The sequence below is a fragment of the Roseivirga sp. BDSF3-8 genome (assembly GCF_041449215.1).
Lineage (GTDB): Bacteria > Bacteroidota > Bacteroidia > Cytophagales > Cyclobacteriaceae > JBGNFV01.
The window spans coordinates 1,885,974-1,908,519 of sequence record NZ_JBGNFV010000001.1 but is presented as its reverse complement, the minus strand read 5'-3'; the positions used below and the strand labels follow the sequence as shown (position 1 = coordinate 1,908,519).

Here is a 22,546-nt window from a genome sequence, read left to right as displayed (position 1 = left end):
CCTTAGGACTGGCTTACATAATAACGGGCTGGCCGTCAAACACGGGTTCTTCCTCTGGCTCTTCAAAGGTTCTGCGTGTCTTTGCGCGCAGGCCTCTGTACATTTCCCGGGCTACTTTACCCGATTTGCGGATGCGTCCGCTTACAAATGCGCCATGCTCGTTTAAAAAATCAGCCACCTTACTTATCAACTTCGGCACCTGGTCGTGCTTAAGGGTGATGATCTCATCCCTGAACTCATCCAGAACTGTTGCAGCATACCTGCCATTCTCGTCCTGTTCTTCTTCTATCACCAAATGCATTGTGAAAGGCTCGTCTTTGGGATCATTCTCATGAAGTCCCAATTGTACACTAATCTCGCTCATTGAGTAGTTTGTAAAAATACTATCCGGTATGGATAATAGGCACTTAGCGGTGTCGCTAAGCATATAGATTATTGAATTTACTCTATACCAAATGAATTCCGGCTAAAAAATGTTTCCGGTTTTCATGACAGATAAACAAAAGAAAGGATATTTAGCGAGATTTTGAAGAAATAAGGCCTTATTTTTTGATTTTTAACCTTCTTAATAAGGTTTTTAAGGTGCAACGGATTAAGTGTTAACACCACATTTGTATATCATAGCTTCGGCATTATTGGTTTACTTTTGAGGTTATATTCTCTTCCCTACTTTCATACAGGGTTATATTCATCATACGACAATTGGTGATTTCGTGGCGGTAAGCTTAGAATATTGTCTGCAAATGCACCATATCTGCAGGGTGCCTGAGCACGGAACAACGTCAATCTAAGAGCTGTACAGCGGTATATTGCTCTACTGACCCCGGCTTGGGCGTGCGTTTTTACATTTCATTTTCATCATTCTACGCTTAGCCCTTGTATGTGTCTCCAGGCCCGGGAGGTGAATTGGATTTGCTCACTGAAAAGCAATGGCCTAGGTGCATGCTTTACTATGTGGACTGATATTCTGCACCGGGAAGTACAACTTCCCATGATCGTTACCACGAAGTACAACTTCGCGGTAGGGGAATTTTGGTACTAATTTATGGTATCGAATTAATCGGTATGGGGCTGATAGGCATAGCCATCAACTTAATAATTGCTCTGATGCTATTACATTCCGGGAGCTTAGGCTACGTGCCTACGGCACTGAGGGTTGCTTTGGATTTATCAGGCTACAAAGACTATGTCCCGATGGGATTGGGCAGGGTGCTCTCTGGCTGCATTATGCATGCGTCTTGCACGTCGGACCCCCCGGATGCGGGCCCAGCGAAAGTCGGACCACCGAAAGTCGGACCTCCCGTATGCGGGCCCAGCGAAAGTCGGGCCCCGAAAGTCGGACCTCCCGGATGCGGGCCACCGAAAGTCGGACCTCCCCTATTACCTTAGGAGGGGAATTAATTAGTGCCTATCACTACAGTGCCTGCAAATCGTTCTTAAATACCAAAATAGAAGCTTAAGCTGAAGGCTATGCCCCGACGGGTGGGGGGCATAGCCTGGCGGCTGTGCCCCACTACGGCCTAAGCCCGGTAGGGGTATTATGTAATTCTACCTACCAAAATCCTTTCTAAACGAGGTGTACCTCGTGGTTGCTATCCCAGCGATGTTGAACTGGGCATAGCCCCCTATATCTTTGTCAGCTTTTTCTATATTGTGCCCTACAATAAGGATGTTTTAATATGAATGAGGTAAGTATATCACCGGAGGAGTTTAAGCGATTATTGGCAAATAATGAATTAGATAGTAGTCTGGAAAAGTGGGCTGCTGAAGGAAAGGAAAGATTGAATGTTCATGGAAATATTATTATCAATGCTCCGGAATATTTTCAACATATTAATGGTGTCAAGCTTCCTATCTATATCATTGGATCACTCGGTTACAATGGTTTAAATATCGCATGTGATTTAATGTTGAACAATGTAACCATTAAGGAGAGGCTCCTATTTTCCGAATGTCAGTTCACAAGCGATATAGTGTCTATAAATGTAATAGGGCTATCAGCCAATGAGCTTTTAATAATGGCTCCATTTAAATCCCAATGTTTAACATTTAATGAATGCCAATTAGGAGCCTTTGGGTTGCTTGGGTTAGAAGTTTCTCTTTTAAAAGTGATGGACACTAAGATTGATGGCCATACTACAATGTTAAATTCATCAATTGACGAGTTTGTCTTAACCTCAAGTTATTTCAAGGGGCAAATTAATATTAGCGAAAGTAGAATATCACTAGGTAAATTAAATAAGTGTGAATTCGAGCGTGATGTTCAAATAAGCGAGGTTACACTTCACTACCTAGGCGTTATTTCATGTTCTTGCAAGGGCGCTTTTATCCTAGAAGAAGTTATTGCTGCATATATATTTCTTGTTGAAAATACGATTGAGGGTCAATCCAAACTAACCTATTCTGAACAACTTGATCTTGGTCAGTATATAGCTCCAGCTCTTCCGTTAGAGAAGATTCAGACTGAACTAAAACTAATCGGAAACACCCTTAATAAGGGGTTCAAGGTTTTAGGAAGAGATGGTAACTTTAATCTGATTACCATCCACGGACATGGCGCGGCCATGAACGTAGTCGAGTTCGAAGAATGTAATTCCCTATCTCTTGCCATTTCAGGGGTCATTCAATCCACAATCTTATCTTTTAATTATTGCCGCTTTGGCTGGGTAGGCTACAACAAAGTAAACAACCACGGTAAAATCATCTTCAATGGCCTGTTTACCTTCACGCCAGAAGAAGTAAAGCGGTTATTTAATAAGCCTGATTACGAAGCTTCCCACTTTGAAGCTCTACGTTCAGAGCTTGGTGATACGCGCTTTTTCCTGGTAGATTTTACCATATTTGATGAGATCATCATATCTAAATCCTCTTTCGATGGTGTGTCTGCCCGCCACACGACTTGGTTTACGGAAGACAAACTGAGATTTCCTAGTACCGATGAATCTGAGCAAGCCCAAAAGTACAACCTGTACCAGGAGTTGAAGAAAATGGCTGAACGTGCAGGGAATGATGTGCAGGCGAGGGAGTTCAGGAGGATAGAACTGGATGCGCACCGGCAGGACCTGAAAGCGCGGAAAGTGAGCCGGTTTAACAATGACCGGTTTACGCTATGGTTCAACCGCGTCACAAACAGGCACAATGCTAGCTGGAAGCGGCCGCTGGCTATTTTGCTAATAATGGCTACGTTATTCTATTCAGGGTTTGTTGCCATCCATTACTTTAACAGGTGCGGTAATTGGGTGAATAGTCTTTATTCATATCCTTACTTCTTATTTCCCCTCCGCAGCCTGGATACTTTCAATACCTGCGAGGGCTTGCTGTGGCTGGCGCCGGTTTATCATCTCTACCGCCTGCTTTACGCTCTTATTGCTTACCAGCTTGTGACGGCTTTCCGTAAGTTTGGTAAGAAGTAGCAGGTAAATGGTACATTTTGCCGCTTAGAGGATTTAGTGATGATTGCAGATTCTTCGCGGGTCTCTTAGCAGGCTCTTCTCTTGCTATAGTTCAAATTCAGGCTCGTTAGAGGTTATCCACAGGAGCTTATAGGGTACCCACGGGATACCCACAGGATAGGTATAGGATAAGCGATGGCTTTGCGGTGGGTATATATTGGAAATATGCTATCGGAGCCTTTTATGTGGCTATGGCTTCTCTGTTGAATTTCTTACGGAATATTACACCTTTCAGGCTATTCAAGGGCCTTATTCTAATTTTAGCCATGGATGAACATGAAAAAACGGGGGTAGGTAAATGGCTATAATAGAGAATAATCCATGGATAGAAGGTGCGAGGGGTATGGCTCGGGGGGCTATTGTGTACCGGCAGCGAGCTGGCCGGACGATTGTATCTGCAAGGCCGGCAAAGTGTTCAAAGCCGCTGAGCAGTAAGCAAAAGGCGCATCATGAACGGTTCGGGAAAGCGACAGCCTATGCGAAAAGGGTGAGGAAAGTGGAGGCTTTGTATGAGGTATATAAAGCTAAAGAGGCGGGCTTTAACTCATGGCAAAACCTGGCAGTAAAGGACTATATGCATGCGCCTGTGGTGGAGGGGGTGTTTGTGAATGGGTTTACTGGCGGTGCGAATGAGAGGATCGGGGTGTATGCATATGATGATTTTGGGCTGGTATCAGTAGACCTGTTGATAAGGAACGGTGAGGGTGAGGTACTGGAAAGCGGGCGGTGCACAGCAATAGTAGAAAATGGGATGTACGAATACCGCTTACGGAAAGATGTGCCTGTGCAAGGGGGTGTGCAGGTACAGGTGGAGGCACGAGACCTGGCGGGGAATGTGACGGTATTTACCGAATGGATGGTGGATACTGATGAGGAGGAGGTGGGGAACCCTGTAGAGAGTGGGGCGATAATGCCTGTGGAAGGGCAAAATCGCTTAGTAAATGGTGTCGCTGCGGCTAAGGAAGGGATTGGTTGGTGTGGTGTTGATGGAAAGGGTGTGGGTTCTGTAAACAGGGCTTATGGGGTGAAGGCATGTTGTTTTTATGCCATGAGTGAAAGGCTGAGGTTGGATTTTGGGGATCCTTGATTTAATGGATACACCAAAAGGCATTGGTCACCATGATACATAATTAGACCAAGTTTACAACATATATAAACGACTTAAACGGTGTATACGTGTTAGCTTTGAACGGTATTCATAGAAATAGAAGGGTTAAATAGATATTAGTTGTGGTTTTAGGATTTATTGTCCATTTTAATGATACAATTAACCACTAATATAATGATATTATCCCTCAAAACTCAAAAGGCAGTCCTGGCTCTCTTTGTGACTGCTTTTTTGTTTGGGTGTCAGGAGACTAAGGATGAGCTTATTACACCTGAATCCTCTCTTCCTGAAGCTAAATATTCGACCGAAGATGCCGGGTATAATCTTGCTCAATCCCTGGCCGTCGCCTTGCAAAGCAGTGAGATACGCCACTTCGTTAAGAACAAAATTGATGAACGGTTCGATGGAGACGATAACTTTCTCTTTGCTTTAGAGAAAGATCAACCGCTGGGTGGAGACAATGCCAGGAGCCTGACCTTTTCGCAAGCCCTCTTTGGGGCAAGTGAAGCTAACAGCCGCACCTTACAGCACCTGCAGGATGACCCCCTTCTACAAATTGCTTTGCGTAAAGCCCCGGGAGTGACCAAAGACTGGAATCCGGACAATGAGCACCCCATTGTGGTCTATCTTCCCTATGGTGCGAAGGCAGACCTGATCAGCAGCCTACCGGCCTTTGACCAGGAGGGTAATTATTTTGCTTTTGATGTGGCGACCTTTCCTACGGAGCCGATCTTGGTCATTAGTCACAATGAGCGCGTAAAGCCCGTACCGCGTAGTATGATTGATAAGCTCAGAGCACGAAGACAAAACGGTCTATTGGCACCGGACGATGGCTGTATTATGGAAGCAGAACCGATACTGGTTACAGATGAGGATTACTACTACACCACCTCCGATTTAAATTGTGGTGGAGGCGGTGGCTATGTTCCTGGTGGTTTAAATGGGGGCACCGGCACGCAAAGTGACTGTGATCGGGATGACACGGAGCTTTATGATCACATAAGCCGGATTAAGTTCGTCAATATGGAAGAGCTTGATGATGCTGAAGACTATCTGCAGGGAGCACCTGAGGTTTACTTTTTTGTTTTTACCGGTTCAAGTCAGGGACATCTGCAATCCTTTCAAAAATTCATATCCAAAGTAGATCGGAGTGAATGGAAAGATTGCCCTTTATTCAGTGGGTGTTACACCGAGTGGCATTATCCTGATTTAGAGGTTATGCAATGGGATAAAAGTCTATATGGTGAGACCATAAAATACCAATGGTTTGAGCAAGATTTGGGAGACCCGGTAAAATTTTCCACGACCTACAATACTAAATTAGACGATGGCTCAACTGTGACCCTCTCGTTTGAAGTGACGATATCCGATAAAGATTTTAATTTAGGCCATAGCATTGTTAACTTCTGCGAGGATGCTACAGCCACACAATACAAGGTATATGAAACTGGAAAGCTATTTTACGCCTTAGAACTTCGATAGTATGAAAGCTATTCTTATATTCTTAACAATCCTTATTTCTTATTCGACCGCTATAGCACAAAAGCTTGATATAGGAATAGGAACCGTACTTTCTGAAAGACGCACCTATCAGACACCGGTTGATTTAGATAGTATTGTATTTTTTGAACGGGACTATTTAGGCTCAGGTCAATTACTCCCTTTCATTCGATATAGTCACCCGATAAACTCATATTTTGAAGTCAGTGTCGGTATTCAAACTCAGCGTAACAGTGCGGGTCTTACTGTTGAAAAACGCGCCACCGATTCAACTTTTATGAATAGTAAATTGACGTCTGCCTACTTGAAGGGATTTGAGTTTCCAATTGCCGGACACTATATATTTAATCGAGATGGAGACTTTCAGCTTAGGGTTTTTGCCGGTATCATTCCAATCATTAATAAAGTGGACTTTGATGCCCGGTTTAAAGAAGGGCCGCAATATCCTGCAAGCGTAGCCGAAGCATTGAATAAAGCCGGGACACTACCCAAACGTTTCCATATGGATTATCAAGTCGGAGGACGATTGAGCTATAAGCGATTTAATGTTGATATCTACTACCAAAGCAATCTGACCTCAAACTTGAACAACAATCTTGAGATTTGGGGTCATGAATTTTTATATAAACGTAACACGGAATCCGTCAGACTGATCCTGTCTTACTCCCTCCCCTTAACAACGATAAAAAAATAGAGTACAGTAGTTGTTTTAATCTTTTGTAGGTACTCCCCACCTAGCCTCTTCTTGATTCTCTCAGGAAGAGGCTTTTTCATTTATACCTGAGGCAGTCCATCGTTACCAGAGGGAAGAGCCAGCTTTATTTCGATATGCTGCCCGGTGGTATAAGTGGGATCAATGGTCATATACCCGTTGTAGAGATCGGCGAGAGTGTCAGCCATACGGTAGCAGGGCGGCCAATTTTCTTTAGGTAAATGATACAGGTCTAAATTTGTGGCCGTGTCCTCATCATCATCCACCAGATGCAGGGTTATGAGATTTTGAGAATACATCAGATAAAAGGATAAGGTGGTGGGTATACGGTTATAGGCCGCATGGGTGAGCAAAGCCATGCAGGTGATGGCAATGTCCTCTTCTATGTGATGCGGGAACCGGCGATGCGGTTGGTTGCATTCCACGTCTAAATGCGGAATGTCTTTTTGCATCACCTTGGTAAAATACCGGTCGATAAAGGGATAAATACCCAGCTTATTGACCTTCTCAACATCCAGCATCGACACGATATGCCGACCGACCTTGCCCCGGCGTTCCAGTAAGTGAAAGCACTCATCGAGCTGTTGTTCCACCTGTTTATCCCTGGGTACAATACTTTGCTTAAAGTCAATCAGGGTGGCAAGAATCCAGCCGGTATCTCCGATCAGATTCAGGTGTCCCACCCGGGTCATGATGCTATTAACAACCGTATGTAAGGTGCGCTTGCGTTTGGAGTTGTCCTCAATGACCTGTGCGTAATACACCTGACCCACAAGAGAAAGGCCTCCCTCGCAGGTTTGATAAATGGCGGTACTGGCCCGTTTCGCCGTGAACACCCGAAGGGTTAGAGTTATGGCCCATGCCGCAAACAACAGGCCCGGCATGCCAAACAGGATAAGAAGATCGTTATGACTGATAAGCATACGGCCTAATCCTGATCCCCTTTATTAGCCCGGCCATGCAGATCGGTTTCATCGGGGCCTTCGGGAGGGGACACTTTCTCAGATTTTAAAGACATGGCTTTCATGATCTTATCCAGTTGCTCCATAATGTTGAGACCTAAGCTATGGGCTTTATCGACACGCCGCTCATAGTGTCTGATCGGCCCGTAATTAAGAAGTAAGATAAATAGAACGGCTAGGGTCAAAACAATGCCGCCGATAATGGCCCAGCGGATATTACGGCTTTGGCTCATATACGCCTCATGGGTAATGATGTCTGCTTCCAGGTCGCGGATCTCCGAGTCATTGCGGTAGGATAGTTCGGCCTTTTGAAGGCCGAGCTTTTGCGAGCTTTGCAGGGCCGCATGATCAACCTTTAAGGCTTCATGAGCATACTTATAGTAGCCGGTCTCATCACCTAATTCCCTGCAGTAAGTACTGAGATTTGTATAGAGGTCTATTAAAGTATTGGCCCTGGCCTCGTCTTTATATCGTAAGCCTTTGAGAGCAAAATCTTTAGCCTCTTCATAGTTTTTAAGCGTAAAGTGGTTGTGGGATAAAGCCTGATTTGCCTGAGCTAGAAGGGCAAAATTCCCGGTTTCTTCAAAAAGGGGTATAGCTTTATTGATAGATCGTATCCCAAGGCCGGGCTGATCCATCTTCTCATATAAATAGGCTTCGTTGAGGAGAAGTTCGCCTGTCAGGTTTTGGCTATGCTCTATTTCTGCTGCGACTTGTAAACCTTGCTGGATTACCTCTTTCGCTTCATCGAACTGCTCAGCTTCCATAAGAGAAAGGGATAAGGCTCTTTTAATGCGAGCACCAGCCAGCTTATCACCCGCCGTTTCAGCAACGGAAATAGCCTCAGAATAAGCCACTATAGCCTCATCATAATGTGCGGCTTCATAATGCAGCATACCCAGTAATTGCAGCGTATTGATCTGCATGGGTGCCGCCAAAGAGTCAATTTCAATTTTCTTAGCATACCGAATGCCCTGATCCGGTAAGTCATTTTTATAGAAAATTAATGCAATGGTGTAGAGAGCGTGCCCTGCTTTGTTCGGCTTATTGTCAACTAAGTATATGTCGTAAGCTTCTAGTAGATACGCAAGAGCAGAGGTAAATTCACCAGTTTTGTAAAGGTGATAACCCTTAGAGTAATTTAAAGCACCCAAATCATTTAGCTTATCCATTCTATTGGAAGTCGCTTCATAAGCTTTAAGGTGGTATTCGGCTTTCTGCTGATCTACATTGCCTTTGAGATATATCCAGTAAAGAACATTGTGACTATTCTTTTCCCCTTTCAAATAGAAGTTCTTCTTCGATAGCTCTAAGGCCTTAAGAGCAATGTGTTCAGCGTCTTCAGGTTGTTCTTTATAAAGGTCTCTTGCTTGCTGGATAAATCTGTCGACTGTATGATATACGTTATTAGTCTCGCTTGGAAGCTCAATATCTTCCTTTTCACAGGCAATTATGACTAATAGTAAAAAAAATATAGCTGGTAGAAACTTTTTCATCAGGGCTTATTTATAGGATAGCTAAATCGTGAGGTAGTCGTGTCATCGGGCCAAATAGGGTCTGGCTCTGGAGGTTCGCCGGTACTGCCACCACCACTCGATGATCCACCTCCATTACCGGAGCCACCTGTCAATTTAGATAACTCATATAATGTTAACCTATAGAGGCTCCGTGTATCATCGGGTACCGTTGGTAGCGGTGGAGGCTCAGGTTCTCCATAGCCCCCGCCGTTGCTGCCAGAGGTTCCACCCCCATCACCCGAGCCACCGGTCAGGGTTATCAAGCTTTGACTGCTAAGCTGATACCCGAGTAATCCATCAAGCTTTTTCCGTCTCATATCCTTAAATGATTAAAATGGTCATTTATCAAGATTCAAGATAATGAAAATAACGGCGGGAGCCTGAATAGGAGCGAAAAATGGTTTGTGGGTAGGTCATAGCGTATCGGGTTGAATGATCATGGCTGTATCGGAATAAGGCCCAAAATATGCAATTTATGCCTATTCGCAAACACTCTGAGTGGAATCGTTCCGTACTTAGAAAGAGCGTGCCTATGAAAGCCGGTATTTAACGTATAAATCTGCTGGTCAGGATAAGAGAAGCCAAACACAATAATGCTATTTCCCAACCTCTCTAAATATTAGTTAAGTACAATTTTATACCAGATCTAACCCCCATTTTAAGCCAATAGAGGCACATTTCGCCTCTTCAAAAACCGGTCTGCCCTGCTGCTCCTCTGCTGATGCCCTGCTGAGAGACTGCTAAAAGCCTGCTTTTATAGATTTTGTACAATTTTAACGAATTTTTAAAAGCCCTGTTGAGGCCCTAAATTCAGGCTTGCTGATCACAACATACTAACCAGTTTACACGCACAAATTATTTATCTGCATGTATAATAAGCAATTGACATTCAGTTAATTGCTTTATGTCTAATTCGAAATAAAAATCCGATAATAAACATTTAACAAAAAAATATTCTGTAATAAACAACAAATACAGACTTTTTAACGTGTAAAATATATAGCCAACCTAAATAAAATCAGATATGAAAGTCAGGACAAACAGCCTAATAGAAGCCCTTAGCGGATTAAGTGGAAACGTTGTATTTCGTACCATGAAAAACGGGGACATCATCATGTCCCGATTGCCTGAGAAAAGTGAAACCACGCCCCATCAACGTAAAATGGGAAATATGCTCAAAGAAGCTCATTTGAGAGCCACCCATATTATGGAAAATGACGAAGCCCGGGCAGACGTATACAAGAAATATGCAGCAAAGCGCGGCACACACCTGAGGCAGGCTATTGTCATTGACTTCATGAGCAAGCCCAAAATAGTGAGTGTAAACTGGGCCCATTATCAGGGCCTGGTAGCAGGTAGCATCCTCACCATAGAGGCCATAGACGACCACCGTGTAGAGGAGGTAGCCATCACCATTAAAGACATGGCCGGCCAGGTATTGGAATATGATAAAGTGCAGAATGACCGGCATGGAACTGCCTATAACTACATAGTAAAAACAGAAACCCTACCCGGAGACAGCGAAGCATGGGTTAGCGTGAGCGACTACGCAGGTAATGTGACGACTAAGTCTTTCAGGTTGTCCGGCATTCGTGTTAAGAAATGAACTCCATAGGCCTGCCAGCAGACTACTAAGCAGGGTCATTTTCCTAAAGGTTACAGAAAAGAGGGCGCCTCAAAGAGTGGCCTCTTTCTTTTTGGCGAAATATGATTTTGCGCCTCTTGTTACTACCGCGAGTTTGTACCGGGTCGCGTTCGACCGGGTCGCGTTCGACCGGGCCGCGTTCGACCGGGCCGCGTTCGGTCTCGTGGTTACCACTTCTACGGAGTTTGTACCGGGTCACGCCTGACCGGGTCGCGCCTGACCGGGTCGCGCCTGACCGGGTCGCGTTCGACTTCGCCATGCAGAATGTTAATAGTTATTTGCCAAATATTAATTCGTGTCAATCCCTAAATAGTGTTGACTGTTTTTACTAACTATTACCAACCGCGATAACATTGTTTCCGCAGGCCGTGGCCCGACATTCGGTGGTTCCCGCGCAAAGCCCAATAAACCTTCTACCCTGGCGCAAGCCTTCCGTTCCAATCCCTATGGGGCCTGTGCCCCACCTGCGAATGGCAGAAAGACCAATAAGAATCGACGTGCTTTATATCAGAAGAGGCCCGAAGGTAGCTTGCTAAGAGACCTCACCTAGTGTAAGCCTACGGTATTAACCCCTTTGGGACTGTGCTCTTCCGGTCGTGCGCTGAAGCTACAGCAGTGTAGATTGTCACAAGCGGATGCTTGCGACAGTGGGGCGTAGACGTCCCCGACTTTCCAATCCCCAAGAAAATATCCTGACCGATAAAACCCCATTCATTCATAGCATATGTTATCTGTTTTTTACAATAGCTTATCCAAGATTAACTTTTCTATTAACTTTTCAGAAGACCTTCTTGCTGATTCAGTTAATCCAAATTGCGCATCTGCTTTCAGGTTAGCTCTCCAAACTGGCGACTTTGAATCGGGTTCCAATAATTTAATATCAAATGTTCCTCCTGTGTTCGTTGAACCCCATCCATACTGATTCATTGTACTTCTAGATTCAGTTTGTTGAATCATCATCACAAGGTTAGGTCCAAATTCATTGATCTTATTCATGACGTCATCTTCATTTTCCAACGACAATGGGTCAAAGTAATAATAACTGGTTTCTATTCCTCTACTTTTCAAAGATTCACTCAATGAGTTATTAAAGGAGTTAAAGAATGGTTTTGCACTATCAGAGCCTCTTACCATAATGTAAAGTCGTTCTATTTTTCCGGTATAACCTGGTGCTTTGTTAGATGTAATGTTAGTAGATACACATCCAGAAAGTAGAAGAATAAGTCCAAATGTTAGTTTTCTCATTTTAAAATTCAATGTTTTTTAGTTCGGTAATGACAGATAAGATCTGAATAAATGAATTCAGACCAATTAATTTACAATATAATTAAATCAGCTCAGACGTTACGAATTATCATATGGACTTCTGACTGTGCTAGGTGGCTCCTACGCAAAGCCCACTAAACCACCTACCCTGGTGCAGGTATCCGGTTCAACCCCTATGGGACTGTGCTCCTCCGGTCGTGCACTGAAGCTACAGTAGTACAGTTTGTCACAAGCTCCGAAGGAGTTAAAACGGGACGCTTGCGACAGTGGGGGCTCACCCGCCTCCCGCAGAACCTGCCGCGGGTGATGGTGGAGTAGGTATGGAGAGATTGATTTTTCCGGTGCTTAAGATAAGGCTGCTTTTCAACAGTTCAGTTTTGAGGGAGGTTTACACAGTATTCTCTTAGTTTACTTCAACTTTGGCCCAATTGACATAAGGAAAACGATCTTTTGAAATACCATTTTCTTTTTCTGCTAAAAGCTTCGGGGCACTTACGAGTCGTAAATATGAGTATTTCCCTTTCCCCGGTTTATACATATCTCCTTCTCTCGATCGGATCAATAAGTCTTGATAAGAATTTCCTTCGTACTCAAATGGTTCGTCTAATTCAGCGTGAAACCAGTTTTTCTCTTCCCCCAGGCTAAACGTCTCGCTGATAGTTCCCTCTAATGGAAAGATGTCTCCTAGTTTATTATCTTTTCTTGAGTTTGTAATTATCAGTCTTCGACCAATCAAATCTGAACTCTGTAAAAACTTGAATAGAAATAGAAACGCAAGCGGAAGAATGTTAATTTTAAGGTCGAGGTATCCGTCCGAATTAGCGAAGGTCAAGCCAAGATCAAAGGTATAATGCTGCCCACCATCAAGTATTGGATGAAGTTCTAAAGTCCCTCCGTTTTCGGATGCCGATTGGGTAACTCTGTTGAAAGCAGGGAACTGTCCGTAAATCCAGGCTTGTATGAGAGGGTAGAAGTAATTTTTATTGACGAAGAACGCAATACCTGCAGCGATACCAACTACTGAAACTATGAATTGAAAAACATTCGTTAATGACAGATTCCCTATCAATGCAAGTCCACTTAGAAGGATTGCCAAAAGAGGAAGCAGTAAGCTTTTTATCTTAGAAGCCATTCTGGTTTACTATTAATATGATACAACGCCCGGAGCTTGTGTCAAGCGCGTCACGCAGTGAACTCCCTGAAGTACAAACCAGCAGACTGTAACAATATACATCCAACATCAGCGGGAACACCATCAGTCTGCAGTTTTAGTCCAATCTTTTCTGGACGAGCAAAACGCTTAAACTAAACGTTAGAGAACTTTATCGTCTGGTTTTCTTTTAAAGCATTTACTCCACTTTTATGAATTAGTTTTGTAAGTCGAATCTCAGAATCAGTAGTTTAGTTACTTAGATTTGGTTCTGTAATATTTAAGTTAGTGCCATTTGTTAAATGGCTGAATATTTCGTTTTTTCTCTCATTTGATATATTCCCATTTGATTCAATAGAATCATAAATAAGAGCTTTTAACCAATCATGTTGAGAGGTAGCAAATTCTTTTAAATATTCTTTTGCATTACTTTTCATAATCGTAGGTCTCTATTTTGCTTGGGCATAACATCCGAATAAACAAACCCGATCCCGTTCATTTACAATATACTTAGATCAGCTCAGACGTTGAAAATCATCCAATGGACTTTTGATGGCACTAATTATCTTGATGCGAATCAGGCCTATAAATTTCAGTGGTTTTTACGCCATTATTTCTCGCATCCTCAGGTTTTTGTTGTGGTCTTCTTGTCATATTCTTCGTTATAAATTAGGCCTGATATTCGGGCAAATGAATCTTATCCAGATTATAGAATAAATCTAAAAAATTTCAGCATAACTACAAACCGTTTCCAATTCGAGAGGCTCCTGGCTAAATCACAATAAAATTGGACAATACCCTACACCCACCCTACATAGCGGCGCTACTTTTGACCGTGGTTTCGTAAATTAGACCACGAACCTTAACAGCTTTACGTGTCAGACCAGCTCTACCATTATCAAGATCTGCTACTGCTGCATGGCAGCAATAAGGCGCTTAAGCTACTGCGTATGCGTCAGATGCCGCTTATTCTTAGCTTTCTCTACCAGAGCTTTAAAGAAACCGGCCAGTATAGCCAGCCGATAGACCTGATGGAGACCAGCCTTACGCGCTACCTGGAGCGGCTGGAGTACTATGATGAGGATGAGCGGGAGATCTCTTCCTATGCCGAAAAAGCTAAAATGTACCTGGAAAGGTGGATCAGTGAAGGTTATCTGAACACGATAATAGAAGAAAGTACGAAGAAGCCTCATGTGCTATTGAGCCAGTATGCGGAAAAGGCTTTTCAGGTAATAGAGAACCTGCGGGAGCGTGAGTTTGTAGGGGCGGAGAGTCGGTTTCAGGATCTGTTTCATAAGCTGAATGACCTGATAGAGAAGGCGGACCCTGACCGGGAGCGCAGGCTGGAGGAACTGCAAAGGCAGAAACGTGAAATAGATGAGCAGATGCGCCGGCTGCAGGTGGATGATGTAGTGCCTACCTTTGAGGACTACCAGGTAAAAAGTCGCTACGAAGACATAACGCGCCTGGCCGGTGAGTTGCTGGGGGACTTTAAGGAGGTAGAAGACAACTTCAGGGATATTACGCGGCGGCTGTACGAGCGGCAGGAAACGGAGGGCCTGAGCAAAGGGGGGCTGCTGGGAGCGACCTTTGACGCGCTTACGGAGCTGCAGGGCACCGACCAGGGCCGTAGCTTCCGCGAGTTCTGGAAATTTATGCTGGACTCGCACAGCCAGCAACAGCTAAAAGAGCAGATAGAGCAGATGTACGTGCTGCTGGAGCAGCGCGGCATAGAGGTGCCTAATCGCTCTCTGCGGCAAATAAAGAACCTGCTTTATAGGGCAGGACGGCGTGTAATGGAAAAGAATGACATGCTGGCGGATAAGCTGAGCAGGGAGGTGGTGGCCAAAGAGCTACAGGAGAAGAAAAAGATACGGGAGCTGATAGGCAGTATACGCCACCTGGCGCTGAGGACTGACCCGGATGCGCTGAAAGAAGAGACTTTTCTGGAGATAGACGAGCTGCCCCGGATACATCTGCCGGTGGAAAGGGCGCTGGCGGATAAACCACGTGAAAGTCACTATACGTCTAATCCGAAGGTAGCGGATAACGACCTGACGGAGCTGGATGGCCTGGCCCGTATATACCGGGATGAGGCCATCAATAAAGAGGAGCTGATAAGAACGATTAAGCATATGCTGCAGCATCATGACCAGATCACGCTGGCCAGGATAGTGGAGGAACAGCCTCTTACCAAAGGGCTGGCGGAGTTACTGGCTTATATAGGCCTGAGTCATTCACCTAAGCTAAAGGCGATTACTATAAGAGAAGAGCGGGACCACATACTGTATGACGCTGAGCGCATGAAGTACCTGGACACGCCCCGCATACTATTTACCCGATAAGCAATATGGATCATACAAACGATACCCTTACAAATACGGGCCTGCAGCCTGCGCCTTATGCCCAGGTAGTGGCGAGGCTACTGAAAGAGGTGCTATACGATGAAAAAAAAGACCTGTGGGAGACCCTAACCTTATATGAGGTGCCGATAAGGGAGTACGTGAGCAAAATAGGGCTGGAACTGGTGAAAGATGAGCGCGAGGGCTATGCTTACCTGCGGCAGATGGAGGATGATGAAGGCCAGGTAATGGTGAGTCTGATCACCCGCAGAAGCCTTACCTACGAAGACTCTCTTACCTGCGTGCTGCTGCGTGAGTGGCTGGATGACTTTGATGCGAGTGCGGATGTGAGCTCCCGAGAGCTTTATATCACTCCAAAGGACTTCAGGGACCGGGTGGAGATGTTTTTCAAAGAAAGTCATGACCAGCGCAAGTTCATCAAAAACCTTGGCAGGCATATAAAGCATATGGATGAGATGGGGTTTTTGAAATGCGTTAACGGTAATTTTCCTCATGAGGATGACTACATCTACCAGGTGCGCCGCATAATAAAGGCCCGGGTAACGCCGGAACAGCTACAGTACTTTAAAGAAAAACTCGAGGAACATGCTTAGTCTCTTCAGTGATAACCCGGCCAAGGCAGGCTACCGGCTGCATACTTTTGAGGTGTATAACTGGGGTGGTTTTGATGGTAACATATACCGCATTACGCCGGGCGGAGAAACCACGCTGCTTACGGGGGCGAATGCTTCGGGAAAAACCACGCTGGTAGATGGCTTGCTCACCTTGCTGGTGCCACAGAAGAGTGCGCGCTTCTTTAACCAGACGGCGGGGACTAAAAAGACTGAACGTACGGAGGAGAGCTACGTGCTGGGTGAGTTTGGCAATACCGAAAGTGAAGAGGGTACAGAGGTGCAGCGGTTACGACCCGATAAGGCTAAAACGCACAGCATCCTGCTGGCGACATTCAAGAGTGAGGAGCGGTTTGTGACGCTGGCGCAGGTGCGCTGGTTTTCGGGATCGGAAATGAAGCGCAGTTTTATCATTGCGCATAAAGAGCTCTCCATCGAAAAGGACTTTCTACCCCTGGACTCTTCTAATCTCTGGAAGAAACGGCTGAAAAACAGCTACCCGAAAGAAGCGGGCAGGGAAATGCTCCGGGTGATGGACCGGCCCGGGGAGTATGCGACGCATATGCGTGACATCTTTGGCATGCGTAGTGAAAAGGCGCATGACTTGTTTAACCAAACGATTGGGCTGAAGGTACTGGGTAGCCTGGATCTGTTTATCCGCACCCACATGCTGGAGCCGAAGGACAGCGAAGGGGAATTCAGGAGGATAACGGGCCACTTCCAAAAGCTATCCCGGGCGCACAAGGCGATACTGAAAGCGCACAAGCAGATAGAGTTGCTACGTCCTGTGCAGCAAAAGCATAGCGACATACTGAAGGTAAGAGCCGATATAGAAGCGCTGGAAGCGGACAGGGACCTGGCCTTGTGGTGGTTTACTAACCGCCACGTTACCCTGCTGGAAGAGTACTTAAAACAAAAGAATGATGAGTACAAGGCTTTGGAGGAAGAACAGGGACGGTTGACTGACACAAAGGACGAGTTGAGCGAGCAGCGTAGCTCACTGGAGGCGGATATAAAAACCAACAAAGAAGAGCGCTACATTAAAGACCTGGAAGAGGCAAACAAACGACTCAATCAGCAGAAGGTCATTGCCGAAGATAAATTAAAGCAATATCAACGGCATGCCCGCCACCTGGACGGCATAGGAACCCCCAATGAAGCGCAGTTTGACGAGCAGCGGCAGCAGGGCAGTAAGGCCCTGGCCGAAGTAAGCGAAAAGCTTGAAGATACCTACGAAAAGCGCCTGAAAGCAGACCGGGAACTCATAGACCAGCAGGAAGCCTACAAGGAAATGGCCGGGAAGCTGAGCATCCTTCGTCAGCAAAAGAACAATATAACGGGCAGGGTAAGCGAGATCAGGCAGGAACTGCTGCAGCACACAGGGGCCACGGAGGAAGAAATTCCTTTTATAGGGGAGCTAATGCGCGTAAAAGAAACGGAAGGCCGCTGGGAAAGTGCGATAGAGCGGCTGTTGCATAACTTTGCCCTGCGGCTGATAGTGCCGGATAGGTACTACACCGAGGTAAATGAATACGTGAATACCCATAACCTGCGTGGCCGGATCGTGTACCAACGATATAAGGAGGAAGAAAGGCTGAGCTTTGATGCGCTGCCGGAAGCTAACCGCCTCTACCATAAGCTTGATTTTAAAAGCTCAGCTTATGAGACGTGGCTGGAGCAGGAAATACAGCACCGCTTTGACTATGTGTGTACGGATGATCTGCAGGAATTTGGGCGTGTAAAGATGGCCCTCACCAGCGAGGGGCTAATTAAGAATGTAGGGCGACATGAAAAAGACGACCGCGCAAAGGTGAAGAGCCGCCAGCATTATGTACTGGGCTGGGACAATAAAGAAAAGATAGCGGCCCTGCGTGAGGAAATGCTTTCTCTGGAGGACCAGATAAAGCATAGCGAGCAAAAGCTTGATACCCTAAGCCACGACAAAAAAAGCCTGGAACAGCGAAAAGAAAGCTGGAATGAGCTGCTGCGTTTCAAAAGTTACCATGAGATAAACTGGGCACAATACGAATTAGAAAAAAGAAAAAACAACGAAGAAATTGAACGGCTACGGGCGACCAATGATAAGGTGAGGGAGATGAAACGGCAGGTGGACGAGCTAAAGGCCCGGATAAAGGAAATAGAGGAAAAAATCAACGAAACCAACAGGAGGAGCGGCCGCCTGGAGACGGATATAGAGAATAAGAGACAGGCACTACGTGGTAGTAGAAGCCACCTGGAAACCATAGCCCATACACCGGCAGAAGGCAACATTACCGCCTTTGAAGAAAAGCACCCTGACCTGAAAGACCTGGCCTTAGAGGGGCTGGAAAGCAGGAGGGGCATCTTGCAGGGCAAGCTTATCCGCGAACTGACTAAGTTAACTAATGCGCTCAGTAGCCTTACTAACAGCATGGCGGCTGCTATGCGTAAGTTTAAAAATCCGGACCAGGAAGTCACAAAGCTGTTTGCTGACTGGAATACGGACACGCACCTGCTAGGCGAAGAGCCGGAATATGTGGGTGACTACCTGGACTTGCTGGAAAAAATAGAAAGTGAAGAGCTGGCGAAGTACAGGGAGGATTTTGAGAAGTACCTTAACAATGAGATGATCACCCAGATGACGAGCTTCAGCTCTTGGCTAAACCAGCAGGAAGATGGGATCAGGAACAATATAGATGAACTGAATAAGTCCCTAAAGGCCATCCCTTTTAAAGCGAACCCTGCTACGTATATCCAGCTGAGGGTAGATAATGACTATACGAAAGACATAAAAGACCTGAAGTTTAAGCTGCAGGACTGGAAGCCTGATGTGGGGCATTATGAACGGACCCAGGATGAGAATATTCTGGAAGAGGCTTTTAACAAGATCAGAAGTCTGCTGGATGAGCTGGAAGAAAACGAGGCTAACAGGGAGAAGCTGCTGGATGTGCGTAACTGGCTTAAGTTTATTGCGGTAGAGCACTACAAGGAGGACCACAAAACCTTCAGGACGTATACGGGCACGGAAAAGCTGAGCGGTGGCGAAAGTGCGCAGCTCACTTATACCATATTGGGCAGTGCTATTGCGTACCAGTTTGGCCTGCACAGCAGTAGCGGAGGGCTCAACACTGACAGCTTCCGCTTTATCTGTGTAGATGAAGCTTTTAGCAAGCAGGATGATGAAAAGGCGAAATACCTTATGGACCTGGTGAAGCAGCTTAACCTGCAGCTTATGGTGGTCTCCCCTGCCAAATCTGAGGAAGTGGCCATTGTAGAGCCCTACATCAGCCATGTGCACTATGTGCAGCGGCGTAATAACCGCGACTCTATCGTGCATAATATGTCAATACTGGAGTACCAGCAGCAGCGTGATGCGTACCGGGCTGAGCAGGAGGAGGTAGCTTCATGATTACGGTAGACGAGTTAAAAAAGAAAGCCCTGCGCCTATACCCGCAGGTGCTTTCTGCTCATGTAGCTGGTGAGTCTATTTTTCCTAAAGCGGTACCCGCCAATAAGGTGCTCCCTAAGGACTTTGCGGCCATGCACGAAGCGCTCAGGCCTATTATCGCCCATAGCAAAGAAAGGACAGGGTATGGGTACGGAATAGACTATGAGCAGCGAAAAACGCGTAGCCATGGTGTGCAGACCATACCCACGGGCTTCGTATTTGACACAAAAACCGACTACCTCAAATTTATCAGTGCCGAAAAAGAATTCCAGGCCTTTGCAGAAGATGTTCGCCTTATCCTTCAGGAATTTCCAAGCCTTGCGGACTGGCTGCAGAAGTACCCTTTAAAAGTTATAAGCAATCATAGCAACTGGCCCCAAATACTTCTGGTGTGCAAGTGGTTTAAAGAAAACCATGAGGCTAACCGCTATTACATACGTGAGCTTCCAATCCCTGTCCACACCAAGTTTATAGAAGAGAACGAAGCTATCATCAGCGTGCTCCTGGAAGTGGTGGCCCCTGTGACGGTTTGCTCAGAAGATAAGAAGTTTCCTGTCCGCTTCGGGCTCTTATACGATGAGCCCCTTATGCGTATGAGGGTACTGGATGAGGGGATGGCTATAGCGGGGCAGCTTACAGACCTTGCGCTGCCCGTAAGCCAGATGGCCGATTTGAGTATTCGCCCCAGGCGCGTGATCATCTCAGAGAATAAAATGACTTTCCTTACGCTGCCGCCCATGCCGGATACGGTGGCAATCTGGGGGCATGGCTACCGTGCGGGTTTACTAAAGCACCTGACCTGGCTTAAGGGGGCTGAAGTGATCTACTGGGGGGACCTGGATGTTCACGGCTTTGAAATTCTTAACCAGGTAAGGAGGCACTATTCTGAGACAATATCTATGATGATGGATAAGGGCACTTTCAGAGCTTTTAAGGAATTTGTGACGGCAGGAAAAAGGTCATCGGTAGTCAGCCTGCCACGCCTCACAACAGAGGAGGCACTTATGCACCGCTACCTGGGCATGTATAATCTGAGACTGGAGCAGGAGCGAATAAGCCACGGGTATATTTTGGAACGGATAGAGGCGGTGGTGTAGCAGAGGGGAGATTGATTTTTCAGGCAGTTGAAGAAAACTTTGGTTTTCTGGTTTTTTGGGGGGGGAGTTGGGTTATAGTGGCTAACGTCAGTACAGCCGCCGTGCAGTTTTTTTTCATCTCAACTGGTTCGAGATTAGCGAAGCGTATCTCGTCCAGAGTGGATTGGACCTATTATTTAAGTTTAGTTTTTAACTGAACAGTCTTGCAGACCGCACTCCCCCAAGGGGCTAGTAGCTGAGCAGCTAATCCTGGCTGTTCGATGCCTGGGAGCATAAATCAACCTTAGTGCATGCGAAGTCGAACGCGACCCGGTCAGGCGCGACCCGGTATCAACTTCGCGTAGGTGGCAACCACGGGGTACAACCCCGCGGTAGTTATTGTTTGACGTGTAGCGCAGCATTGCCTCGGAGGGTCTCAGCTATGAGCAGTAGCGTCCTTCAGGACGCCCCCCTTTGGCGCAAGGGTCTCGCTTGTGTCAAGCGCGTCACGCAGTGAACTCCTTAGAGTGCAACCCAGCCGACCGTAACAATATACATCCGACATCAGCGGGAACTACCATCAGTCTGCCGTTTTAGTCCAAGCCTTTCTGGATGAGCAAAACGCTTAAACCAAATGGGGCTTGCTTATAACGATTTGTATATGGCTTGTGACTCTTTTGAAGCACTTTTATCTCCTCCGAAGCCAAAGCTCGCTACGGGGCGAAAACTACTTGCTGGTAGGCGTTCAGCAGCCATAAGCCTGGTGTGTTGCGGCTAGTTTTTCTTTATTTGATTAGCCCAGACACAAATTTCCATTCGGGGTCTTTATCTAAGTTGAAATTTACTCCTCGAATGGCATTAATCTGGTCAAAAAAACTCTTTGTTTCGTCTTGGTCGAGTCGAGGTTGGTCAATGTAGAAAATCAAGTCTCTAAAGTCTTTTCTTGTCACTCTCCCGATGAAATGAACTTTGTGCTTAACTTTTAAGAAGTTCTCGATTTTGTCTTCGAGTTTGTTCAATACTTCTGCTTCCTGGTCTGTTGGATGTCCATTTTCATTTTTGTCTTTAAATTCAAGAAGAAACTGAGCACACCACGGAAAGTGTTTTTTATTCGGATAGTTGTCGTAAGCTTGATTTACAATTACAAATCCAATTCCTTCCTGAGTTTCAATTTGTCGGACCAGGAAATTCTCACCTGGGTAAATTGGTTCAGCCGGCCCGAAATTTTTACCCTGATTTTTATTTCGTCCGAATAGGTACTTTAGCATTATTTTTATTCTAAGATGTGTGGTAACGTTAATGTATATGAGGCGTAGCGTCCTGAAGGTTAGCCTTATTTTATGTACATTGTTGAGTAGTATTAATTCGCACGCTGAATCTGTTTTTCAGTGCCGACTGCCACGGTGGCTACATTTGTGAATACCATAGTTCCATCACCATATTTTTCATTCACTATCTCAGCTAGGGCACCTTTAAACATATCATCATCTTTGTTCGGCCAGCGGCGGTGACCATATTATTCTTTTCGCTATTTACGCTTTCTTTTGAAAACCTGCTCTGATGGGATTCCTTCTCCACGGGCTATTTGATCGCGTCCTTCCTGGATTGCCTTTTTCTGTTCTTCATTTAATTGATATACAGATTCATCGATACTTATGTCTAAGAGCCTGTAAATTTCATCAATGACATTTTGATCATCAATATTTTTTATTCTCTCAATGAGTTGTTCGCGATTTTTAACCTTTCCCATATTCTAA

18 protein-coding genes are annotated in these 22,546 nt (G+C 45.6%); 9 read left to right on the top strand and 9 right to left on the bottom strand.

The features are described from left to right. Positions 1-13: 13 nt before the first annotated feature. Positions 14-364: a hypothetical protein gene (locus AB9P05_RS07690; RefSeq protein WP_371908236.1), complete on the bottom strand. Its 351-nt coding sequence runs from the start codon at positions 362-364 to the stop codon at positions 14-16. 1,315 nt (positions 365-1,679) lie between these two features. Between AB9P05_RS07690 and AB9P05_RS07685 the strand changes: the two genes are divergently transcribed. From AB9P05_RS07685 to AB9P05_RS07670, 4 genes are all read left to right on the top strand, one after another. Next, positions 1,680-3,413: a hypothetical protein gene (locus AB9P05_RS07685; protein WP_371908235.1), complete on the top strand. Its 1,734-nt coding sequence runs from the start codon at positions 1,680-1,682 to the stop codon at positions 3,411-3,413. A gap of 337 nt (positions 3,414-3,750) precedes the next feature. Further along, the gene (locus AB9P05_RS07680; RefSeq protein WP_371908234.1) at positions 3,751-4,539 is read left to right on the top strand and encodes a hypothetical protein; all 789 of its coding nucleotides are present in this window, start codon (positions 3,751-3,753) and stop codon (positions 4,537-4,539) included. A gap of 195 nt (positions 4,540-4,734) precedes the next feature. Further along, entirely contained in the window at positions 4,735-6,042 is a 1,308-nt protein-coding gene (locus tag AB9P05_RS07675; RefSeq protein WP_371908233.1) for a DUF3103 family protein, read from the top strand. Between the two features lies 1 nt (position 6,043). Next, a complete protein-coding gene (locus AB9P05_RS07670) occupies positions 6,044-6,754 on the top strand; it encodes a hypothetical protein (protein WP_371908232.1) in 711 nt (236 codons plus the stop codon). An 80-nt stretch (positions 6,755-6,834) separates the two neighbouring features. On the opposite strand, the gene AB9P05_RS07665 is transcribed toward AB9P05_RS07670, so the two are convergent. From AB9P05_RS07665 to AB9P05_RS07655, 3 genes are read right to left on the bottom strand one after another with little or no spacing between them, the layout of a single operon-like run. Beyond that, positions 6,835-7,695 (bottom strand): hypothetical protein, encoded by an 861-nt coding sequence (locus AB9P05_RS07665; RefSeq protein ID WP_371908231.1) that lies wholly within the window; start codon positions 7,693-7,695, stop codon positions 6,835-6,837. 5 nt (positions 7,696-7,700) lie between these two features. After that, on the bottom strand, positions 7,701-9,230 hold the full coding sequence (locus AB9P05_RS07660) for a tetratricopeptide repeat protein (RefSeq protein ID WP_371908230.1): 1,530 nt from the start codon (positions 9,228-9,230) through the stop codon (positions 7,701-7,703). Beyond that, positions 9,230-9,568 (bottom strand): hypothetical protein, encoded by a 339-nt coding sequence (locus AB9P05_RS07655; RefSeq protein WP_371908229.1) that lies wholly within the window; start codon positions 9,566-9,568, stop codon positions 9,230-9,232. Before AB9P05_RS07655 ends, AB9P05_RS07660 begins: the two co-directional genes overlap by 1 nt. A 707-nt stretch (positions 9,569-10,275) precedes the next feature. Here AB9P05_RS07655 and AB9P05_RS07650 point away from each other — a divergent pair. After that, complete coding sequence (locus tag AB9P05_RS07650) at positions 10,276-10,857, top strand: hypothetical protein (RefSeq protein WP_371908228.1); 582 nt, start codon at positions 10,276-10,278, stop codon at positions 10,855-10,857. Positions 10,858-11,634: 777 nt separating this feature from the next. Here AB9P05_RS07650 and AB9P05_RS07645 read toward each other — a convergent pair. The 3 genes from AB9P05_RS07645 to AB9P05_RS07635 form a co-directional block, all read right to left on the bottom strand. Next, entirely contained in the window at positions 11,635-12,141 is a 507-nt protein-coding gene (locus tag AB9P05_RS07645; protein WP_371908227.1) for a hypothetical protein, read from the bottom strand. A gap of 424 nt (positions 12,142-12,565) precedes the next feature. Next, the gene (locus tag AB9P05_RS07640; protein WP_371908226.1) at positions 12,566-13,294 is read right to left on the bottom strand and encodes a hypothetical protein; all 729 of its coding nucleotides are present in this window, start codon (positions 13,292-13,294) and stop codon (positions 12,566-12,568) included. Positions 13,295-13,563: 269 nt separating this feature from the next. Beyond that, a complete protein-coding gene (locus AB9P05_RS07635; protein ID WP_371908225.1) occupies positions 13,564-13,749 on the bottom strand; it encodes a hypothetical protein in 186 nt (61 codons plus the stop codon). A gap of 438 nt (positions 13,750-14,187) precedes the next feature. On the opposite strand from AB9P05_RS07635, the gene AB9P05_RS07630 reads away from it, so the two are divergent. From AB9P05_RS07630 to AB9P05_RS07615, 4 genes are read left to right on the top strand one after another with little or no spacing between them, the layout of a single operon-like run. After that, the gene (locus AB9P05_RS07630; protein WP_371908224.1) at positions 14,188-15,657 is read left to right on the top strand and encodes a DUF3375 domain-containing protein; all 1,470 of its coding nucleotides are present in this window, start codon (positions 14,188-14,190) and stop codon (positions 15,655-15,657) included. Between the two features lie 5 nt (positions 15,658-15,662). After that, positions 15,663-16,268: a DUF4194 domain-containing protein gene (locus AB9P05_RS07625; protein WP_371908223.1), complete on the top strand. Its 606-nt coding sequence runs from the start codon at positions 15,663-15,665 to the stop codon at positions 16,266-16,268. Then, a complete protein-coding gene (locus AB9P05_RS07620; protein ID WP_371908222.1) occupies positions 16,261-19,674 on the top strand; it encodes an ATP-binding protein in 3,414 nt (1,137 codons plus the stop codon). Before AB9P05_RS07625 ends, AB9P05_RS07620 begins: the two co-directional genes overlap by 8 nt. Then, positions 19,671-20,810 (top strand): Wadjet anti-phage system protein JetD domain-containing protein, encoded by a 1,140-nt coding sequence (locus tag AB9P05_RS07615; protein ID WP_371908221.1) that lies wholly within the window; start codon positions 19,671-19,673, stop codon positions 20,808-20,810. The genes AB9P05_RS07620 and AB9P05_RS07615 overlap by 4 nt, the downstream gene beginning before the upstream one ends. 764 nt (positions 20,811-21,574) lie before the next feature. Here the strand turns inward: AB9P05_RS07615 and AB9P05_RS07610 are convergent. Both AB9P05_RS07610 and AB9P05_RS07605 read right to left on the bottom strand, forming a co-directional pair. After that, positions 21,575-22,057 carry a DUF695 domain-containing protein gene (locus tag AB9P05_RS07610; RefSeq protein WP_371908220.1) on the bottom strand — a complete coding sequence of 161 codons (483 nt, stop codon included), beginning with the start codon at positions 22,055-22,057 and terminating at the stop codon, positions 21,575-21,577. 260 nt (positions 22,058-22,317) lie between these two features. Then, positions 22,318-22,539: a hypothetical protein gene (locus tag AB9P05_RS07605; RefSeq protein WP_371908219.1), complete on the bottom strand. Its 222-nt coding sequence runs from the start codon at positions 22,537-22,539 to the stop codon at positions 22,318-22,320. Positions 22,540-22,546: the final 7 nt, after the last annotated feature.

What these genes read in the sequence shown, in the direction of transcription:
- AB9P05_RS07685 (WP_371908235.1), top strand. Translation starts at nt 1,680, where the DNA reads ATGAATGAGGTAAGTATATCACCGGAGGAGTTTAAGCGATTATTGGCA.
- AB9P05_RS07620 (WP_371908222.1), top strand. Translation starts at nt 16,261, where the DNA reads ATGCTTAGTCTCTTCAGTGATAACCCGGCCAAGGCAGGCTACCGGCTG.
- AB9P05_RS07650 (WP_371908228.1), top strand. Translation starts at nt 10,276, where the DNA reads ATGAAAGTCAGGACAAACAGCCTAATAGAAGCCCTTAGCGGATTAAGT.
- AB9P05_RS07675 (WP_371908233.1), top strand. Translation starts at nt 4,735, where the DNA reads ATGATATTATCCCTCAAAACTCAAAAGGCAGTCCTGGCTCTCTTTGTG.
- AB9P05_RS07640 (WP_371908226.1), bottom strand. Translation starts at nt 13,294, where the DNA reads ATGGCTTCTAAGATAAAAAGCTTACTGCTTCCTCTTTTGGCAATCCTT.
- AB9P05_RS07610 (WP_371908220.1), bottom strand. Translation starts at nt 22,057, where the DNA reads ATGCTAAAGTACCTATTCGGACGAAATAAAAATCAGGGTAAAAATTTC.
- AB9P05_RS07615 (WP_371908221.1), top strand. Translation starts at nt 19,671, where the DNA reads ATGATTACGGTAGACGAGTTAAAAAAGAAAGCCCTGCGCCTATACCCG.
- AB9P05_RS07690 (WP_371908236.1), bottom strand. Translation starts at nt 364, where the DNA reads ATGAGCGAGATTAGTGTACAATTGGGACTTCATGAGAATGATCCCAAA.
- AB9P05_RS07605 (WP_371908219.1), bottom strand. Translation starts at nt 22,539, where the DNA reads ATGGGAAAGGTTAAAAATCGCGAACAACTCATTGAGAGAATAAAAAAT.
- AB9P05_RS07680 (WP_371908234.1), top strand. Translation starts at nt 3,751, where the DNA reads ATGGCTATAATAGAGAATAATCCATGGATAGAAGGTGCGAGGGGTATG.
- AB9P05_RS07670 (WP_371908232.1), top strand. Translation starts at nt 6,044, where the DNA reads ATGAAAGCTATTCTTATATTCTTAACAATCCTTATTTCTTATTCGACC.
- AB9P05_RS07635 (WP_371908225.1), bottom strand. Translation starts at nt 13,749, where the DNA reads ATGAAAAGTAATGCAAAAGAATATTTAAAAGAATTTGCTACCTCTCAA.
- AB9P05_RS07660 (WP_371908230.1), bottom strand. Translation starts at nt 9,230, where the DNA reads ATGAAAAAGTTTCTACCAGCTATATTTTTTTTACTATTAGTCATAATT.
- AB9P05_RS07665 (WP_371908231.1), bottom strand. Translation starts at nt 7,695, where the DNA reads ATGCTTATCAGTCATAACGATCTTCTTATCCTGTTTGGCATGCCGGGC.
- AB9P05_RS07655 (WP_371908229.1), bottom strand. Translation starts at nt 9,568, where the DNA reads ATGAGACGGAAAAAGCTTGATGGATTACTCGGGTATCAGCTTAGCAGT.
- AB9P05_RS07625 (WP_371908223.1), top strand. Translation starts at nt 15,663, where the DNA reads ATGGATCATACAAACGATACCCTTACAAATACGGGCCTGCAGCCTGCG.
- AB9P05_RS07645 (WP_371908227.1), bottom strand. Translation starts at nt 12,141, where the DNA reads ATGAGAAAACTAACATTTGGACTTATTCTTCTACTTTCTGGATGTGTA.